Source organism: Priestia sp. YIM B13552, from assembly GCF_042787775.1.
GTDB lineage: Bacteria > Bacillota > Bacilli > Bacillales > Bacillaceae_H > Priestia > Priestia megaterium_E.
In genome coordinates, this window is record NZ_JBHZOU010000001.1 from 413,386 (window position 1) to 430,739 (window position 17,354).

General features: G+C 37.9%; 18 protein-coding genes. 7 read left to right on the forward strand and 11 right to left on the reverse strand.

Annotated elements, in window-relative coordinates:
- Positions 1 to 107: 107 nt before the first annotated feature.
- Entirely contained in the window at positions 108 to 293 is a 186-nt protein-coding gene (locus ACFX40_RS02095) for a hypothetical protein (protein ID WP_013056063.1), read from the reverse strand.
- A 267-nt stretch (positions 294 to 560) separates the two neighbouring features.
- Between ACFX40_RS02095 and ACFX40_RS02100 the strand changes: the two genes are divergently transcribed.
- Positions 561 to 1,196 carry a YktB family protein gene (locus ACFX40_RS02100; protein ID WP_050689384.1) on the forward strand — a complete coding sequence of 212 codons (636 nt, stop codon included), beginning with the start codon at positions 561 to 563 and terminating at the stop codon, positions 1,194 to 1,196.
- 49 nt (positions 1,197 to 1,245) lie between these two features.
- On the opposite strand, the gene ACFX40_RS02105 is transcribed toward ACFX40_RS02100, so the two are convergent.
- Entirely contained in the window at positions 1,246 to 1,515 is a 270-nt protein-coding gene (locus ACFX40_RS02105) for a UPF0223 family protein (protein WP_263034401.1), read from the reverse strand.
- A 531-nt stretch (positions 1,516 to 2,046) separates the two neighbouring features.
- Between ACFX40_RS02105 and ACFX40_RS02110 the strand changes: the two genes are divergently transcribed.
- Positions 2,047 to 3,522, forward strand: coding sequence for an aminotransferase class I/II-fold pyridoxal phosphate-dependent enzyme (locus tag ACFX40_RS02110; RefSeq protein WP_028407945.1), 1,476 nt, complete (start codon positions 2,047 to 2,049; stop codon positions 3,520 to 3,522).
- Between the two features lie 38 nt (positions 3,523 to 3,560).
- On the opposite strand, the gene ACFX40_RS02115 is transcribed toward ACFX40_RS02110, so the two are convergent.
- A complete protein-coding gene (locus ACFX40_RS02115; RefSeq protein ID WP_013056059.1) occupies positions 3,561 to 3,686 on the reverse strand; it encodes a GapA-binding peptide SR1P in 126 nt (41 codons plus the stop codon).
- 393 nt (positions 3,687 to 4,079) lie between these two features.
- On the opposite strand from ACFX40_RS02115, the gene ACFX40_RS02120 reads away from it, so the two are divergent.
- The gene (locus ACFX40_RS02120) at positions 4,080 to 5,600 is read left to right on the forward strand and encodes a glycine betaine uptake BCCT transporter (RefSeq protein WP_028407944.1); all 1,521 of its coding nucleotides are present in this window, start codon (positions 4,080 to 4,082) and stop codon (positions 5,598 to 5,600) included.
- A gap of 49 nt (positions 5,601 to 5,649) precedes the next feature.
- Here ACFX40_RS02120 and ACFX40_RS02125 read toward each other — a convergent pair whose 3' ends face one another.
- From ACFX40_RS02125 to ACFX40_RS02150, 6 genes are all read right to left on the reverse strand, one after another.
- The gene (locus tag ACFX40_RS02125; protein WP_028407943.1) at positions 5,650 to 5,892 is read right to left on the reverse strand and encodes a hypothetical protein; all 243 of its coding nucleotides are present in this window, start codon (positions 5,890 to 5,892) and stop codon (positions 5,650 to 5,652) included.
- 249 nt (positions 5,893 to 6,141) lie between these two features.
- The gene (lpdA, locus tag ACFX40_RS02130; RefSeq protein ID WP_028407942.1) at positions 6,142 to 7,554 is read right to left on the reverse strand and encodes a dihydrolipoyl dehydrogenase; all 1,413 of its coding nucleotides are present in this window, start codon (positions 7,552 to 7,554) and stop codon (positions 6,142 to 6,144) included.
- 3 nt (positions 7,555 to 7,557) lie between these two features.
- Positions 7,558 to 8,859, reverse strand: coding sequence for a dihydrolipoamide acetyltransferase family protein (locus ACFX40_RS02135; RefSeq protein ID WP_028407941.1), 1,302 nt, complete (start codon positions 8,857 to 8,859; stop codon positions 7,558 to 7,560).
- Positions 8,860 to 8,961: 102 nt separating this feature from the next.
- Complete coding sequence (locus ACFX40_RS02140) at positions 8,962 to 9,939, reverse strand: alpha-ketoacid dehydrogenase subunit beta (protein WP_013056055.1); 978 nt, start codon at positions 9,937 to 9,939, stop codon at positions 8,962 to 8,964.
- 3 nt (positions 9,940 to 9,942) lie between these two features.
- Positions 9,943 to 11,058, reverse strand: coding sequence for a pyruvate dehydrogenase (acetyl-transferring) E1 component subunit alpha (gene pdhA, locus ACFX40_RS02145; protein ID WP_013056054.1), 1,116 nt, complete (start codon positions 11,056 to 11,058; stop codon positions 9,943 to 9,945).
- A 581-nt stretch (positions 11,059 to 11,639) separates the two neighbouring features.
- The gene (locus ACFX40_RS02150) at positions 11,640 to 12,305 is read right to left on the reverse strand and encodes a YkyA family protein (protein WP_028407940.1); all 666 of its coding nucleotides are present in this window, start codon (positions 12,303 to 12,305) and stop codon (positions 11,640 to 11,642) included.
- Positions 12,306 to 12,474: 169 nt separating this feature from the next.
- Between ACFX40_RS02150 and ACFX40_RS02155 the strand changes: the two genes are divergently transcribed.
- Both ACFX40_RS02155 and def read left to right on the forward strand, forming a co-directional pair.
- Positions 12,475 to 12,585, forward strand: a complete 111-nt coding sequence (locus ACFX40_RS02155) for a YjcZ family sporulation protein (RefSeq protein WP_016763434.1) — start codon at positions 12,475 to 12,477, stop codon at positions 12,583 to 12,585.
- 174 nt (positions 12,586 to 12,759) lie between these two features.
- Positions 12,760 to 13,314: a peptide deformylase gene (def, locus tag ACFX40_RS02160; RefSeq protein WP_098248365.1), complete on the forward strand. Its 555-nt coding sequence runs from the start codon at positions 12,760 to 12,762 to the stop codon at positions 13,312 to 13,314.
- Positions 13,315 to 13,342: 28 nt separating this feature from the next.
- Here the strand turns inward: def and ACFX40_RS02165 are convergent, their stop codons facing one another.
- The gene (locus tag ACFX40_RS02165) at positions 13,343 to 14,125 is read right to left on the reverse strand and encodes a Cof-type HAD-IIB family hydrolase (protein ID WP_377237677.1); all 783 of its coding nucleotides are present in this window, start codon (positions 14,123 to 14,125) and stop codon (positions 13,343 to 13,345) included.
- 550 nt (positions 14,126 to 14,675) lie between these two features.
- Here ACFX40_RS02165 and ACFX40_RS02170 point away from each other — a divergent pair.
- Both ACFX40_RS02170 and rnjA read left to right on the forward strand, forming a co-directional pair.
- Positions 14,676 to 14,885: a DNA-dependent RNA polymerase subunit epsilon gene (locus ACFX40_RS02170; RefSeq protein WP_013056049.1), complete on the forward strand. Its 210-nt coding sequence runs from the start codon at positions 14,676 to 14,678 to the stop codon at positions 14,883 to 14,885.
- Positions 14,886 to 14,890: 5 nt separating this feature from the next.
- On the forward strand, positions 14,891 to 16,558 hold the full coding sequence (rnjA, locus tag ACFX40_RS02175) for a ribonuclease J1 (protein WP_013056048.1): 1,668 nt from the start codon (positions 14,891 to 14,893) through the stop codon (positions 16,556 to 16,558).
- Positions 16,559 to 16,600: 42 nt separating this feature from the next.
- Here the strand turns inward: rnjA and ACFX40_RS02180 are convergent, their stop codons facing one another.
- Positions 16,601 to 17,263 (reverse strand): potassium channel family protein, encoded by a 663-nt coding sequence (locus tag ACFX40_RS02180; RefSeq protein ID WP_013056047.1) that lies wholly within the window; start codon positions 17,261 to 17,263, stop codon positions 16,601 to 16,603.
- Between the last annotated feature and the right edge of the window lie 91 nt (positions 17,264 to 17,354).

A 17,354-nucleotide genomic window follows, 5' to 3' on the forward strand; every position in this document is an offset into this window, starting at 1 on the left:
TGCCGCTTCTTCTCCCACGTGCTCTGTTACCACTTATGAATCTGCTCATTCAGTTTAATCCTTTTTTACAGTTTACCCTTATTTGTTCTATTTTATTCCCGTATCTGCTACTGAAGAGATATCATTTCTTCACGAAGTTTCTCGAGCTTTCGCTTACATTTTTGTTTTTGTTCCTCATTATTCTCCATCATGGCTTCATATAATGTCGCTAACTCGTAATCTAACTCCAAACGAATTACACCTAATCTTTTTTGTCCATCATTCTTCTTATACATATTCACCACTTGTTTCATTCTTCAAACACCCCTCTCAAATTATTGAACCCGCTTATAGAAAACTAAATTTTCAGATATTTTGATTGATATAGTCTATGTCGAAACCTAATCTCATGTAACTAAATTGTGTGATTACCTATAAAAAAATGATAGACACGTTTTGACAAGCATATGCGAATTAATTGGTGTTTATGCTTTTCATGTGGTAGAATCTTCGCGTAAATCATACTTACTTGCATAGATGCACAGCAGCTATACATATTCACTAAAAAACGGAGGTTTCACATGGCATTCTCAGGATTTTCACAAGATGACTTTAACGTATTCCGTATCGAGGGACTTGATGCACGTATGGAAGCCATCAAGACAACGATACGCCCAAAATTCGAACAATTGAGCAATCATTTTGCTCCTACTCTTTCTTCACTTTGTGGAGATGAAATGTTCATACACATTGCCAAACATGCACGAAGAACAGTTAACCCGCCAGCAGATACGTGGGTAGCCTTTGCTAATAGTAAACGCGGGTATAAAAAGCTCCCTCATTTTCAAGTTGGCCTTTGGGAAACACACGTCTTTGTGTGGTTCGCCGTCATTTACGAATCACCTATTAAAGAACAATTTGGAAAGCTGCTAAAACAAAACATTGAGGAGATTCGTCAACACATCCCAGCCTCGTTTGTTTGGTCGAAAGATCATACAAAACCTGATAGTGAAAAAATGGGCGACTTATCTTCCGAAGACTTAGAGAGTTTGTTTGAACGTCTAGAGACGGTTAAAAAAGCTGAGATCCTATGCGGCATTACGATTCCAAAAGAAGAAGCGATTGCAATGAACGGCGAAGAATGGATAGCTCGTATTGAACAAACATTTCATACGGTAACTCCATTATATGAACTAACTAAAAAAGCATATGCATAATTTTAACGAATTGATATAAAAAAAATGGAGCCAAGCTTGGCTCCATTTTTTACATTTTTATGATGTCTCCAGAAGAAGCAGCCTTTGCTTTTTGAATCGTTCGATAAGAAGAGTATTCGCTTTGGTCTTCAAAATCGTTACAGATTGTTTTTTCTTCTGCTTTACTTGGCACAATTTCTTTAAATCGGCGATAGACTGCCATTAGATGATCACGCTCAATACCTTTTTCATAAGCGCGTTCAATGCTTTCAAAAAACTTCACTACATCAATAATTTCTTCTGTACTCCAATCAAGGGAGATAGGGTATTGATATTCCACTTCTCATCACTCCATTTATTTCTTCAATCTATGTATATCTATATTCTTAACTCTATCACAATCTATAATGTACACAAAATTTATTCTCTTTTCACACAAAAGAATTTCTCCTTTTTTTTCTTTTTATTTTCTCTTTAAAATATCTTTGCAAATGGGTTAATAAGTGCTATAATTCTTTTGTTTTATGGGGATTTTCAAAACATAAAGAACTATAAAATAATGAGTAATAAGCAGTTTACAATTACTTGTATTTTTTTAACTAAAAATTGTATTTATATTATCAAACAGTAGTAAACATACACGTTTCATTCATTTATATAATGGTTAAAATCAAGAAAACTGCCGAGTAGAATTTCTGTTGAATTTCTTTTATAGAAAAAAGATCCGATATTTTAATATGTAGAATTCAACAGCCACTAGTTTTGGGTATATAAAATTGAATGCTGTAATTTGATAAAAAAACAATCAAAGTCCCTCTAAGCTTTGCTTAGAGGGACTGACAATTTATGATAAAAGAGGTGTATAGCAAAGTTGTCTTCTCAATTTTCAACTCCATTATTTACTGGATTGGTTAATCACGCTAAGAAAAATCCAACACAATTCCATATCCCTGGACATAAAAAAGGAAATGGAATGGATCCTGAATTCCGCTCATTTATTGGCGATGATGCTTTATCCATTGATTTAATTAATATCGGTCCTCTTGATGACCTTCACCAGCCAAAAGGCATTATCAAACAAGCGCAGGATTTAGCTGCAGAAGCATTTGGTGCTGACCATACTTTTTTCTCTGTTCAAGGAACGAGCGGAGCAATTATGGCAATGGTTATGGCGACATGTGGGCCTGGAGATAAAATTATCGTTCCTAGAAACGTGCATAAATCTGTTATGAGTGCGATTGTTTTTTCAGGAGCTACGCCTATTTTTATTCATCCTGAAATTGACGAAAAGCTTGGCATTTCTCACGGTATCACATCGGACTCTGTAGAAAAAGCCTTGAAGCAGCACCCTGAAGCAAAAGCAGTGCTTGTTATCAATCCAACTTACTTTGGAATTTCGGGAGACCTTCGTAAAATCGTAGAAATTGCCCACTCGTATCAAGTACCTGTACTTGTTGATGAAGCTCACGGCGTTCATATTCACTTCCATGATGATTTGCCTCTGTCTGCTATGCAGGCCGGTGCAGATATGGCAGCAACAAGCGTGCATAAATTAGGTGGCTCTATGACGCAAAGTTCAATTCTAAACATACGCGAAGGCTTAATTTCTCCAAAACGTGTACAGTCTATTTTAAGCATGCTGACAACAACATCAACATCTTATCTGCTGCTGGCTTCTTTAGATGTTGCACGAAAACGTTTAGCTACAGAAGGGAAAGAGCTGGCTGAACGTGCAATTTCTCTTGCTGAAAAAGCACGAAAAGAAATTAATACAATTGAGCATATCCGATGTATAGGCAGAGAAATTTTAGGGACAAAAGCTACGTATGATTTAGACCCTACTAAGCTAATTATTTCTGTTTCAGATTTAGGAATTACGGGCTATGACGTAGAAAAATGGATGCGTGAAGCTCATAATATCGAAGTTGAAATGTCTGACCTTTATAATATCTTATGTATTATCACGCCTGGAGATACAGAAGAAGATCTGTCACGTCTGGTCACAGCTCTGCGTGAGTTATCTGCAAAATTCCATAATCTTTCTGAGACAACGGCAAAACCCGCTATTTTATTGCCTGATATTCCTGTATTGGCTTTAACACCTCGCGATGCTTTTTACGCTGAAACCGAAGTGGTACCTTTTCATGAATCGGCAGGCCGTATTATTGCGGAATTTGTGATGGTCTACCCTCCTGGTATTCCTATTTTTATTCCTGGGGAAATCATCACTGAGGAAAATTTAACCTACATTGAAACGAACTTAGAGGCAGGTTTACCCGTGCAGGGTCCGGAAGACTTTGAATTAAAAACATTTCGTGTCATTAAAGAGCATAAAGCAATTCAATAAAAAAAAGGTGCGAAGTTCCGCACCTTTTTTTTATTGAATTAATCTAAATCTTCATCTGCTTTTTGACATTCTCCGCTTTTACATGTTGAGTATAATCGCGTCACTTTCTCATCTTCGAAATGATCAATTGTGCAGTTACATGTTTGACATACGATTGTTCCCATTTTGTAAACTCCCCTTTAACCGTCTTTTTTTGTAAGCGTTTTACAACTCTTGATATTATATTATTATGTCACATTAAATATGTCAACAACTAATTAGTATGTCACATTAAAAATATTTTTCTCATAAATGTTATATTTGTTTTCAAAAATCTGAATGCTTAGCATCATCTCTATTTATATGAAAAAACAATGTCTACTTTCACATCTATTTCCGCACTTTAAAATAATTACGAAAAATAAGAATTTGAGCTCTTGCCGTTTTTTCTTACTAATAGGGTAGACATTTCATGCAAACTTTACTAGAATGTATAACCATATGGTTTCATGTATACCTAAAAAGGTTATATGAGAAACTATGTTATGTAAAATAGAATAGGAAAGGAGCGATAATCGATGAAAAAACTGACTCCTGTTTTTATCATTTCGGTTATTATTGCTGCAGTATTTATCGTATGGGGTGTTATTCCAGAATCTGTGCTAGGAAGCGCAGCGCTTACACCTGTCACATCGGCAATACATAGTTTTATCATCGAGAAATTTGGCTGGTACTACTTATTAGCAGCTACATTATTCTTAGTTTTTACGCTGTACTTAATTTTTTCAAAGTACGGAAATATTAAACTAGGTAAACCTGACGAAAAACCTCAGTATGGTTATATCTCGTGGTTTGCCATGTTATTTAGTGCTGGTATGGGGATTGGACTTGTATTCTGGGGTGTTTCAGAACCAATCAATCATTTTCATACTCCACCTTCTGGTGAAGGCGGTACAGCAGAATCAGCTCGCGCTGCTCTACGTTATTCGTTTTTCCACTGGGGCTTACATCCTTGGGCTATTTATTCCGTTCTTGCACTGGCCCTTGCATATTTTCAATTTAGAAAAGGTTACCCGTTCATCATCAGTAATATTTTACGTCCACTATTAGGCAAACGTGTTGATGGACCTCTTGGAACGATCATAAACGTCATCGCCGTATTTGCAACTGTTTTTGGGGTAGCAACATCTCTAGGACTGGGTGCTATTCAAATTACCGGTGGAGCCTCTTACTTGTCGCCAAGTATTGATAATAATTTCACGACTCAATTAATTGTTATTATTATCGTGACGTTCTTGTTCATGCTGTCAGCACAGACGGGGCTGAACAAAGGTATTAAGTATTTGAGTAACATTAATATTGTTTTAGCTATTCTGCTAATGCTGTTCTTGTTATTTGCAGGTCCAACCAACTTTATTATGGACTTATTCGTTACAACCATTGGCAGCTACATTCAAAACTTGCCGTCAATGAGTTTTCGATTGAGCCCGTTTGATGACAGCACCTGGGTTCAAGATTGGACAATTTTCTACTGGGCATGGTGGATCGCTTGGGCACCGTTCGTTGGTACGTTCATTGCTCGTATTTCACGAGGCAGAACCATTCGAGAATTTTTAATTGGTGTACTAGCTGTTCCGACCGTATTTGGTGGATTATGGTTTGCTGTATTCGGAGGTTCTGGGGTCTACTTAGACTTTTTTAAGGATCTTCCTGTTATGGATGTTATCAACAATAAAGGAACAGAAGTTGCTTTATTCTATGTACTTGAACAGTTTCCATTTGGTACGTTTATGTCCATTGTCGCTATTTGCTTAATTGCTACGTTCTTTATTACATCAGCTGACTCAGCTACATTTGTTTTAGGAATGCAGACAACAAATGGTGATCTAAATCCTTCAGGCTCTATTAAACTTACGTGGGGATTAATTCAATCGTTAACAGCAATCATTCTGCTTTGGACAGGTGGTTTGGACGCGCTCCAAACAGCTGCGATTATAGCAGCACTTCCATTCTCAATTGTGCTGGTGCTAACCGTCTTCTCATTAATGAAAGCATTTAAAGAAGAAGGCGCATTAAAAAGAGAAAAGAAATCTGTGTAAGACAAAAAAAGCGTTAGCTTATATAAGCTAACGCTTTTTTTATGCAATCTTACGCTGTGCAAAATAAAATTAGTTGATAACATGTCAAGCAGACAGCTGAAGTCATACCCGTCATCATAAGCGCCAGTCTTTTAGATTTGACGTTCATTTCTGCTATGCCGTAAGCTAAATAAGCAAATACTAAAAATAAAATAATTTTAGATGTCAACTGATCACGTTTTGATAGCAATTCAACCAGTGAATAACCCACCCAAATAACAATGTGTAAGCTCCAAACGAAATACGTCTTCATAGCTCCTTCGCCGCCTTTTCATTCGTTATCCAAAAGAGCAATTTTTTTATCTACCTATAAGGAAAGCACGTCCCACTTCATATGTATGCATCTAGAGCTCATTTAAGACTGCCTCAGCGCTTTTTACACGTTTCCTCTAAAGGAGTTACTCATCATCAACAAAAACTGTCTGACAAGCATCTGATACTTTATGAAAACCGTTTTCTTCAAAAAAAAAGCTGATGCATACGCATCAGCTTTTTAAAAACATTATTTTACAATGTGAATTGGGCTTCCAATAGCTACTTCAGCAGCTTCCATTGTGATTTCACCTAATGTTGGGTGAGCGTGAATTGTTAATGCGATATCTTCAGCTGTTACGCCAGCTTCGATAGCAAGACCAAGCTCAGCAATCATATCAGATGCGCTAGGTCCAGCGATTTGAGCACCAACAACTACTCCGTCTTCTTTACGAGTGATAAGCTTCAAGAAGCCTTCTGCAGCGTTAAGTGCAAGTGCACGTCCGTTAGCAGCAAATGGGAATTTAGAAGCTTTAACAGCTAACCCTTCTTCTTTCGCTTGTGCTTCAGTATAACCTACAGATGCAAGCTCAGGCTCAGAGAATACAACTGCTGGAATTCCTAAGTAGTCAATTTCAGCAGGTTCGCCAGCAATTACTTCAGCTGCGATTTTACCTTCGTAAGAAGCTTTGTGTGCAAGTGGTGGTCCAGTTACGATATCACCAATTGCAAAGATGTTGCTTACAGATGTACGAGTTTGGTTATCGATTTCGATAAGACCACGGTCAGTCATTTTAACGCCAACTTGCTCAAGACCAAGCTCATCAGTGTTAGGACGACGACCTACAGTAACTAATACGTAGTCAGCATCGATTACTTTTGACTCTCCGCCTACTTCAAACGTAACTTGTACGCCGTCAGCAGTTTCTTCAACACCTTTAGCCATTGCTTTTGTATAGATTTCAACGTTTCCTTTTTTCTTAAGGTTACGTTTAACAAGTGAACTCATTTGTTTTTCAAAACCAGCTAAGATTTCATCAGCAGCTTCTACAAATGTAACTTCTGTACCGAAGTTAGCAAAAGCAGTACCAAGCTCAGTACCGATGTAACCTCCGCCGATTACAACTAATTTTTTAGGAACTTCTTTAAGCGCTAATGCACCTGTAGAGTTGATTACGCGCTCAGAGAATTTGAATCCAGGGATCTCGATTGGACGAGAACCAGTTGCAAGGATTGCATTTTTGAATTTGTACGTTTGTGCTGAATTTTCATCCATTACACGTACAGTTTCGCTGTCAACGAAGTAAGCTTCACCTTTTACGATGTCAACTTTGTTACCTTTAAGAAGGCCTTCAACACCGCCAGTAAGTTTGTTTACAACGCCGTTTTTGAATTCTTGAACTTTAGAGAAATCAACTGTTACGTTCTCAGCGATAATCCCCATGTCTTCAGAATGTTTAGCATGTTCAAAACGGTGACCTGCAGCGATTAATGCTTTTGAAGGAATACAACCAACGTTTAAGCATACGCCTCCAAGAGTACCTTTTTCTACGATTGTAACTTTTTGACCTAATTGAGCTGCACGAATTGCTGCAACGTAGCCACCAGGGCCAGCACCAATGACAAGAGTATCAGTTTCGATTGGGAAATCTCCTACTACCATTTATTACGCCTCCATTAATAATAATTCTGGATCATTTAATAAACGCTTGATTTGGTTAAGAGCGTTTTGAGCTGTTGCACCATCGATAATACGGTGGTCAAAGCTTAGTGATAATGCTAATACTGGAGCAATTACAATTTCACCGTCGCGTACAACTGGTTTTTCAGCGATACGTCCGATACCTAGAATTGCAACTTCTGGGTGGTTGATAACAGGAGTAAACCATTGTCCACCAGCAGAGCCGATATTTGTGATTGTACAAGAAGCGCCTTTCATTTCAGCAGGAGCTAATTTACCATCACGTGCTTTTCCAGCAAGGTCGTTAATTTGATCAGAAATTTCGAACACAGATTTACGATCAGCATTTTTCACAACTGGTACTAAAAGACCTTTTTCAGTGTCAGCAGCGATACCGATGTTGTAGTAATGTTTTTGAATTACTTCATCTGTAGAGTCATCGATTGAAGTGTTAAGAGCTGGGAACTTCTTAAGTGCTGAAGTTAACGCTTTTACCACGTAAGGTAAGAATGTTAATTTAATACCTTGATCTGCTGCAACTGTTTTGAATTTTTTACGATGAGCAACAAGAGCTGTTACATCGATTTCATCCATTAATGTTACGTGTGGAGCAGTGTGTTTAGAGTTAACCATAGCTTTTGCGATTGCACGGCGGATACCGCTCATTTTCTCGCGAGTTTCTGGTAGGTCGCCTTCAGGAATAGCTTGTGCTGCTGCTGCTTTTGGTTCAGCTGAAGCAGTTTCCTCTTTAGCTGGAGCTTCAGCAGTTGCTGTAGCTGTAGAACCACCAGATAGGAAGCTATCGATGTCATCTTTAACAATACGTCCGTTTTTACCTGAACCAGGAACAGCTTTAATGTCTACACCTTTTTCACGAGCATATTTGCGCACTGAAGGCATAGCAATTACTTTACGGTTAGGATCAACATCAGCTTGTGCTGCAGGAGCTGTTGCTTCTTCAGTCACTTCTTCAGTTGAAGCTTCTTCTTTAGCTTCTTCTGCTGGTGCATCATCATGATCGTCACCTTTGAATTTTAAGTCTTCGTATCCAGGAGCATCAAAAGTAACGATAACTTGTCCTACAGTAGCTACTGTACCTTCGTCAACTTTTACTTCTAATACTTTACCTTTTACAGGAGATGGGATTTCAACAACAGCTTTGTCATTTTGTACTTCTGCTAGTACATCATCCTCATCAATTTCATCTCCAGCTTTTACGAACCATTTTACAATTTCACCTTCGTGGATACCTTCACCGATATCCGGCAGTTTAAATTCAAATGCCACGTGTCTTCACCCTCCTAGTTAGTTGCGTTCAATTTGTTAGTGTTTATTTTATCTAAGACAGAAATCAGCACAAAGCTGATTTCTATCACAGTAAAATGCTAATTAAAATTCAAGTACTTTCTTAGCTGTTTCAACGATATCTTTGTGGTCTGGTAACCATACGCCCTCAGCTTGAGAGAATGGGAACACAGTATCCGGTGCTGTTACACGTAATACTGGTGCTTCTAAGCTTAAGATTGCACGATCGTTAATTTCAGCTACAACGTTAGCTGCGATACCAGCTTGTTTTTGAGCTTCTTGAACTACTACTACGCGACCAGTTTTTTCAACTGATGCAAGAATTGTATCGATATCTAAAGGTTGAACTGTACGTAAGTCCACTACTTCAGCAGAGATACCTTCTTTTTCTAGTTCTTCAGCTGCTTTTAATGATGAGTGTACCATTGCACCGTAAGCGATAAGCGTTACGTCTGTACCTTCACGTTTCACATCAGCTGTACCTAAATCAATTGTATATGATTCTTCAGGCACTTCTTGACGGAATGAACGGTAAAGCTTCATGTGCTCTAAGTATACAACCGGATCGTTATCACGAATTGATGAAATTAAAAGACCTTTTGCATCGTATGGAGTTGAAGGAATTACAACTTTTAAACCAGGTTGAGATGCTACGATACCTTCTAAGCTATCAGCGTGAAGTTCTGGTGTATGAACGCCTCCACCAAATGGTGAACGGAATGTGATTGGTGCATTCCAGCGACCGCCAGAACGGTAGCGCATACGTGCAGCTTGACCTGATACAGAATCAAGTACTTCGTATACGAAACCAAAGAATTGAATTTCAGGAACCGGACGGAAACCTTGAGTCGATAGACCTACAGCAAGACCACCGATACCAGATTCAGCTAATGGCGTATCGAATACGCGATCTTCGCCGAATTCTTGTTGAAGACCTTCAGTCGCACGGAATACTCCACCGTTTACGCCAACGTCTTCACCAAAAACTAATACGTTTTCGTCGTTTTTCATTTCTGTGCGTAACGCATCAGTAATCGCTTGAATCATTGTCATTTGCGCCATGGCTTACTTCGACTCCTTCTCTTTGTAGATTTCATATTGCTCTTGTAAGTTTGAAGGCATAGTTTCGTACATGATTTCCATTAAATCTGTAACTTTTTGTTTTGGATAATCGTCAGCCTTCTTAATAGCTTGTTTGATATCTTCTTTAGCTTGCTCGATTACTTTGTTTTCTTCTTCTTCATTCCAGATGCCTTTAGCTTCTAAGAATTTACGGAAGCGAACAAGTGGATCTTTCTTTTCCCACTCAGTGTCAAGCTCAGCTGTACGATAACGAGTTGGATCGTCACCAGCCATTGTATGTGGACCATAACGGTAAGTTAATGTTTCAATTAAAGTTGGACCTTCACCGTTTACTGCACGCTCACGAGCTTCGCTTACTGCAACGTATACTGCTAGTGCATCCATACCGTCTACCTGAACGCCTGGGATACCAACAGCCGCTGCTTTTTGAGCGATTGTACGTGCTGCAGATTGCTTTTCAACTGGTGTTGAAATTGCAAAGCGGTTGTTTTGTACAACAAAGATTGCTGGAGCTTTGAATGCACCTGCGAAGTTCATACCTTCGTAGAAGTCACCTTGTGAAGCTCCGCCGTCACCTGTATAAGTGATCGCTACTGCTTTTTTACCGCGTTTTTTAAGACCTAGTGCCACACCAGCAGTTTGCACGATTTGTGCACCGATGATGATTTGTGGAGAAAGTACATCTACACCTTCTGGCGCTTGGTTACCGTGGAAATGACCACGAGAGAATAAGAACGCTTGATATAGTGGAAGACCATGCCAAATTAACTGAGGCACATCACGGTACCCAGGTAAAATGAAATCTTCTTTTTCTAATGCGAAATGTGAAGCGATTTGAGAAGCTTCTTGCCCAGCAGTTGGTGCATAGAAACCTAAACGACCTTGACGGTTCAATGAAATTGAACGTTGATCAAGAATACGAGTGTATACCATGCGAGTCATTAACTCTTTTAATTTTTCGTCAGATAAATCTGGCAACGCTGATTTATTTACTACTTCGCCCTCTTCATTAAGAATTTGGAACGTTTGGTACTGCTCAGCGATTTTATCAAGTTGCTTTGATACATCAATAATAGCTTTTTTAGTTTTAGCAGCCATCTAAGTCACCTCTTCCTTTCATTTAAGCCGTATAAATTCATTTTACTAATCAAACAAACATACACGCTTTTAGAATGTCCCAAATGGACAAGTAAAAGTCATATTTTGTCGAGTAGCTTTTTGAATTCGCTAATCCTTAACATTTCTATGTATTCCCCAGCGAATTCTGTGCAAACATTTACGTAAAAGGAAAGTTTAAGCGAAACGAGCGTTTCGTTAAACTGTATTAATTATTTTGCAAAAATGATTAATACAACACTTACTACGCTACCTAGTTTACAATACACTAAAACAGTTCGTCAATGCATTTACATCAAGAAATTACGCTTTTTTAGTTTGTGAAATAAAACACATAAAAAAGACATGCTGTACTATTACACAGACACAAACTGTATTATATGTTTTATAATAACCTTCTCTTTTTTTACGTCTGCACATCTCCTATCTTGCCACAAATAAACGAATTTTTAAAACAATAACCTTTTGTAATTTTTACTTGAATCATGTCGAAACTCTTTCTTTATTTCAGAAAACCTTCCTTTTCAGCCAAAAAAAAAGACCTGTAAACTTCACAGGCCTTCTTATTTATCCTCGCTATTTTTCACCTTTAACTTTGTTTTATTATAAAAATCCTCTTTGGCTTTGTTATAGTCAGCTGTTAATGTGTTAAACGTTTCTTTTTTCTTTTCAACTTCTTTATAAGTAGCGTTGATCGAAGCGATTTGTGTTTCAAGATTCTCTAATTTCACATTGTCTTTTTCAAAGAGCGTATATAGCTGACGATCTAATTCAATGGAATGAAGATAGGCATCATGTAAGGACTGGTAGGCCTTATAACGCTTCTTCATTAACGAAGATAGTTCAAGCGCCTCTTCTTTTGCTTTGCCATCTTCTAGCTTTTGGATCTTTGGCTCTGTCGCTTCAAACTGTTTTTGCGAAGCGCTGATGCTTTTTTCTTCTTTTTGTAATTTATTTTCACGCTCATCTAATAACTGCTGCGCTTTTTGTGCTTTATTTTTTATTTTCTTTTTATCTTTAATCCCTAGCTCAATAATTTGGTCGTATATCGCATTTTCTTGCTGTTCTAAATCAGCTAACGGTTTTTGCTGATCGGCAAATTGCTTTTCTTGCGCTACCACTTTTTCTAATCCATTGTATACCTCAAGCTCAGGCGATGAGCCCTCTGCACAGCCTGCTAGTGACATAGCAGCAATGCCGATAACTATATATCTTCCGACGCATTTCATATCTGGTAAATCCTCCCTTATTCATGGGTCATTATACAATTTTTGTAGGAAATTAGCAATTTATCTACACCCTTTTACCACCTTTTAATATATTATACTAACCCAATCGTGAAAAAAAGGGAGTTTATTACTTTTTACCTTGGGATTGATAACTACGGGAGGTTACATTATGTTGGGTTATGGTGGATATGGCTGTGGCGGTTCTAATAAAGGTTTTGTGTTATTAATCGTACTGTTCATTTTATTAGTTATTATCGGCTGCAGCTGTGGCGGCTGGTAATTATACAATAAAAGCGGCTAACGGTCGCTTTTATTTTTTCTTATGCATGTTTTTCCATATGTGTGATACATATAATTAGTAGAAACATTTATGTGGTCAAGGTCGAGGTAATGACTTTTTTATACGGATTTGGTACACTTTATACCTATAAAATAGCCTAGGGAGATGTGAAAGTTGATTACAATGAACGATATTATTCAAGACGGACACCCAACGCTGCGAGAAGTAGCAAAAGAAGTACCGTTACCTGCTTCTGAAGAAGATAAAAAGATTTTACATAGCTTATTAGAATATGTAAAAAACAGCCAAGATCCTGAAATTGCTGCTAAATATGGACTGCGATCTGGTATCGGGCTTGCCGCTCCTCAAATTAATGTATCAAAACGAATGATTGGGGTACACGTTACGGATGAAAAAGGCAAGCTATACAGCTATGCATTATTTAACCCTAAGATCGTTAGCCACTCAGTAGAAAAGACATACCTTACAGGCGGTGAAGGCTGCTTGTCTGTCGATCAAGATATCCCAGGATTTGTTCCTCGATATGCACGTATCACAGTAAAAGGCACAACGCTTGAAGGCGAAGAAGTGAAAATTCGTTTGAAAGGCCTTCCTGCTGTCGTATTTCAGCACGAAATTGATCATTTAGACGGAATTATGTTTTATGATTACATTAATAAAGAAAATCCATTTCAAGAACCTGAAAATGCTTTTCCATATGAACGCTAAAAAACGCGAGCTAGAGCTCGCGTTTTTCTTACTTTAATAATCCTACTAGCTCTAATCCGTGAAGAATACCATCTTCTGCTACATCTTTTGTAACAAAATTAGCAACTTCTTTCACGACTTCTTCCGCATTCCCCATCGCTACGCCATTTCCGACAAATTCCAGCATTTCGATATCGTTTAAGCCGTCTCCGAATGCATATACATCTTTTTTGTCAAAGCCAAGCTTTTCAATCATGGTCTCAATTCCTCGTGCTTTTGATCCACCTTTTGGCAGAACATCAGTTGAAAATTCATGCCAGCGAATAAAGTCAAATTTCTTAAATTTTTCTTCATAAGGAGCTTCTTCTCCCGCTGTACAGAATAAGAGGGATTGATAAATTTCACGCCCTTTGAAATAAGTAGGATCGTGGTGAGGGTGGGTAAATCCAATTTTCAGCGTGCTGATGCTGGATTCGATATAATCATGAAATTCAATGTTTGATTTCATATCTTCATGATCCATGTATACGACAGGGTGATCATGCTCAACAGCAAAAGCTGTTAAATCTTGAAGCTCTTCTTTATTTAACGGGTTTTTGTAAAGAACTTCTCCATTTAAAACAATGTACTGACCATTAAAGCTAATATATGTTTGAATATCCAACTCTTCACGCAGATCTTTAAACATAAAAGGAGCCCTTCCAGTTGCAATTGCCACTTCATGCCCCTGCTCTTTTAACAGCTGGACAGCTTTTTTTGTAGAAGCAGGCAGTTTTTTATCATGATCCAATAACGTTCCATCAATATCAAAAAAAATAATCTTTCGTTCCACGTTTATCACCTTATTTTTTATAATTTTTTATCTCTTTGTTAAGCCTTTCCAATTATATCAAACGAGCACTAGTTTCTCTATAAATGGACGGTCCTATTTACAACTTTTCCATATTTAACCACGAGAAACCTCTCCCTTTTCATCATATAATAAAAGTACAGAGAGAGACAGGCAGGTATCGCAAAAAAAACAAAGGAGCTGAAAAATCATGTTAAAAGATTTTCGAAAAAGGCTGCTAAAACGCTGGAATGAATTATTGCGTAAAAAAACGATGGCATAATCGATTTTTTTAGGGCTTTCTGTTGTAAAATTTGCAGAGTGTGTGTCTGCATCGTACAATGGAATAGCCCTTATTTTTTATACGCCCGGAAAATATAGTCTTGTATCCGTTTCCTATTAATATTATTCTATAATTAATTGACTTGTTATATTTAGATGACTAAAATGTAGTGAAAGCAAGTTTCTTTAGAAAATACATGAAATACATACACATTTTATAATATAATAAAATAAGTTATTTGAATTTCGGAATTAAGGAGAGATTTTTGTTATGATTTTTAAAGTTTATTTTCAAGAAAAAATGAGTGAAGTAGCTGTACGTGAAAATACAAAAACAGTGTATGTGAACGCAGATTCTGAGCGTGACGTTCGTAAAAAGCTAAAAGCGCGTTCAATTAATATTGAGTTTGTTCAAGCAGTGACTGGAGACTATCTAGAATATGAACAACAGCATGAAGATTTTAAAGTATTGGAGATATGATGAAAATGAAATTTGTAAAAAATAATCAAACGGCAGTTTTCGCCCTGGGTGGACTAGGCGAAATCGGTAAAAATACGTATGCCGTACAGTTTCAAGATGAAATTATTCTTATTGATGCAGGAATTAAATTCCCTGAAGACGAGCTTTTAGGAATTGACTACGTTATTCCTGACTACAGTTATTTAGTAAAAAATGCAGATAAAATCCGTGGCCTTTTCGTTACACATGGTCATGAAGATCACATCGGCGGAATTCCTTACTTATTAAGAGAATTAAACATTCCTATTTATGCAGGGAAATTAGCCCTTGGGCTTCTTCGCAACAAATTAGACGAGCATGGGTTGCTTCGTACAGCTCAGCTTCATGAAATTACTGAAGATGACGTAATTAAATTCCGTAAAACATCGGTAACGTTCTTCCGTACAACTCACAGTATTCCTGATTCTTACGGAATTGTGGTAAAAACACCAAACGGACAAATCGTACATACAGGAGATTTCAAGTTTGATTTTACACCAGTGGGCGAACCGGCTAACTTAACAAAAATGGCTGAAATCGGTAAAGAAGGCGTTCTATGCTTGCTTTCAGACAGTACAAACAGTGAAATTCCTAACTTTACGATGTCTGAGCGACGCGTAGGTGACAGCATTCATGACATTTTCCGTAAAGTAGACGGCCGTATTATTTTTGCAACGTTTGCTTCAAATATTCACCGCTTACAGCAAGTAGTGGAAGCAGCCGTATTGCATAACCGTAAAGTTGCTGTATTTGGACGCAGTATGGAAGCAGCTATTGAGATTGGCCAACAGCTTGGATATATTTCATGTCCAAAAGATACGTTCATTGAGCCTTCTCAAATTAACCGAATTCCAGCTAACCGCGTGACTATTTTATGTACAGGCAGCCAAGGTGAACCGATGGCAGCGCTATCTAGAATTGCAAATGGTACTCACCGCCAAATTCAAATTATCCCTGGAGATACGGTTGTATTCTCATCTTCACCTATTCCAGGAAATACAGTAAGTGTTAGCAAAACAATTGATATGCTATTCCGTGCAGGAGCAGAGGTTATTCATGGTGCTCTAAACGATATCCATACTTCTGGACACGGTGGACAGGAAGAGCAAAAATTAATGCTTCGTTTGATGAAACCAAAATACTTTATGCCAATTCACGGTGAGTATCGCATGCAGAAAATGCACATCAAACTTGCAACAGACTGTGGAGTTCCTGAAGAAAACTGCTTCATTATGGATAATGGAGAGGTGCTAGCTTTAAGCGACAGCGAAGCTTCAGTAGCCGGCAAAATCCCTTCAGGCTCTGTATATATTGACGGAAGCGGAATTGGTGACATTGGAAATATCGTACTTCGTGACCGCCGCATTTTATCTGAAGAAGGTCTTGTTATTGTCGTTGTAAGCATCAATATGAAAGACTTCAAGATCGCTGCTGGTCCAGACATTATCTCTCGTGGTTTTGTTTATATGCGCGAATCTGGTGACTTAATCAATGATGCACAATCTCTTATCACAAAACACTTGAACAAAGTGATGGAACGTCGTACGTCACAATGGTCTGAGATTAAAAATGAAATCACAGACACATTGGCTCCATTCCTTTACGAAAAAACAAAGCGCCGTCCAATGATTTTACCAATCATTATGGAGGTTTAATAAAAGAAAAAGAGCAGATGCAATTGCATCTGCTCTTTTTTATTAAGCACTGGCAAATTTATTTTCGAAGCGGTTGATATCTGCATCTGCTCCAATAACAATCAACACGTCCCCTTCTTGAATCGTTTCGGACGCCTGAGGAGAAACGATGATATCTCGATCACGCTTAATGGCTACAATGTTAATGCCATATTTCGCACGAATGTCTAACTCAATCAGCGTATTGCCAGCCATTCTTTTACTCGCTACTAATTCGACAATACTGTGTTCTTCAGATAGCTCTAAATAATCCAGCACGCTGTTTGAAATCATGTTATTGGCAATTCTTCGTCCCATATCTCGTTCGGGATGCACGATAAAATTGGCGCCAATTTTTGATAATACTTTGGCATGATAGTCATTTTGCGCTTTTACCGTTATTTTTTCAACGCCCAGCTCTTTTAAAATAAGGGTCGTCAAAATACTTGCCTGAATATTGTCACCAATAGCTACGATAACGTGATCAAAATTACGAATTCCTAAACTTTTTAGAACCCCTTCATCCATTGAATCGCCTACTACTGCATGCGAAGCAACGTTAGCATACTCATTTACCTTTTCTTCATCAATATCAATCGCCAGAACTTCCATTCCTTGATCGCTTAATGTTTTACAAATGCTTCCTCCAAATCTACCTAATCCGATGACTGCAAATTCTTTTTTCATTTGAATTCCTCCATTATGTACAGGAAAAAATCTGAACTACCGTTATTTTACCACAATTCTTTTGCATCAACCTCATTTTCCCTTTAACACT

What these genes read in the sequence shown, in the direction of transcription:
- ACFX40_RS02095 (WP_013056063.1), bottom strand. Translation starts at nt 293, where the DNA reads ATGAAACAAGTGGTGAATATGTATAAGAAGAATGATGGACAAAAAAGA.
- ACFX40_RS02180 (WP_013056047.1), bottom strand. Translation starts at nt 17,263, where the DNA reads ATGAAAAAAGAATTTGCAGTCATCGGATTAGGTAGATTTGGAGGAAGC.
- ACFX40_RS02140 (WP_013056055.1), bottom strand. Translation starts at nt 9,939, where the DNA reads ATGGCGCAAATGACAATGATTCAAGCGATTACTGATGCGTTACGCACA.
- ACFX40_RS02120 (WP_028407944.1), top strand. Translation starts at nt 4,080, where the DNA reads ATGAAAAAACTGACTCCTGTTTTTATCATTTCGGTTATTATTGCTGCA.
- lpdA (WP_028407942.1), bottom strand. Translation starts at nt 7,554, where the DNA reads ATGGTAGTAGGAGATTTCCCAATCGAAACTGATACTCTTGTCATTGGT.
- ACFX40_RS02170 (WP_013056049.1), top strand. Translation starts at nt 14,676, where the DNA reads ATGATTTTTAAAGTTTATTTTCAAGAAAAAATGAGTGAAGTAGCTGTA.
- ACFX40_RS02115 (WP_013056059.1), bottom strand. Translation starts at nt 3,686, where the DNA reads ATGGGAACAATCGTATGTCAAACATGTAACTGCACAATTGATCATTTC.
- ACFX40_RS02155 (WP_016763434.1), top strand. Translation starts at nt 12,475, where the DNA reads ATGTTGGGTTATGGTGGATATGGCTGTGGCGGTTCTAATAAAGGTTTT.
- pdhA (WP_013056054.1), bottom strand. Translation starts at nt 11,058, where the DNA reads ATGGCTGCTAAAACTAAAAAAGCTATTATTGATGTATCAAAGCAACTT.
- ACFX40_RS02150 (WP_028407940.1), bottom strand. Translation starts at nt 12,305, where the DNA reads ATGAAATGCGTCGGAAGATATATAGTTATCGGCATTGCTGCTATGTCA.
- rnjA (WP_013056048.1), top strand. Translation starts at nt 14,891, where the DNA reads ATGAAATTTGTAAAAAATAATCAAACGGCAGTTTTCGCCCTGGGTGGA.
- ACFX40_RS02100 (WP_050689384.1), top strand. Translation starts at nt 561, where the DNA reads ATGGCATTCTCAGGATTTTCACAAGATGACTTTAACGTATTCCGTATC.
- ACFX40_RS02125 (WP_028407943.1), bottom strand. Translation starts at nt 5,892, where the DNA reads ATGAAGACGTATTTCGTTTGGAGCTTACACATTGTTATTTGGGTGGGT.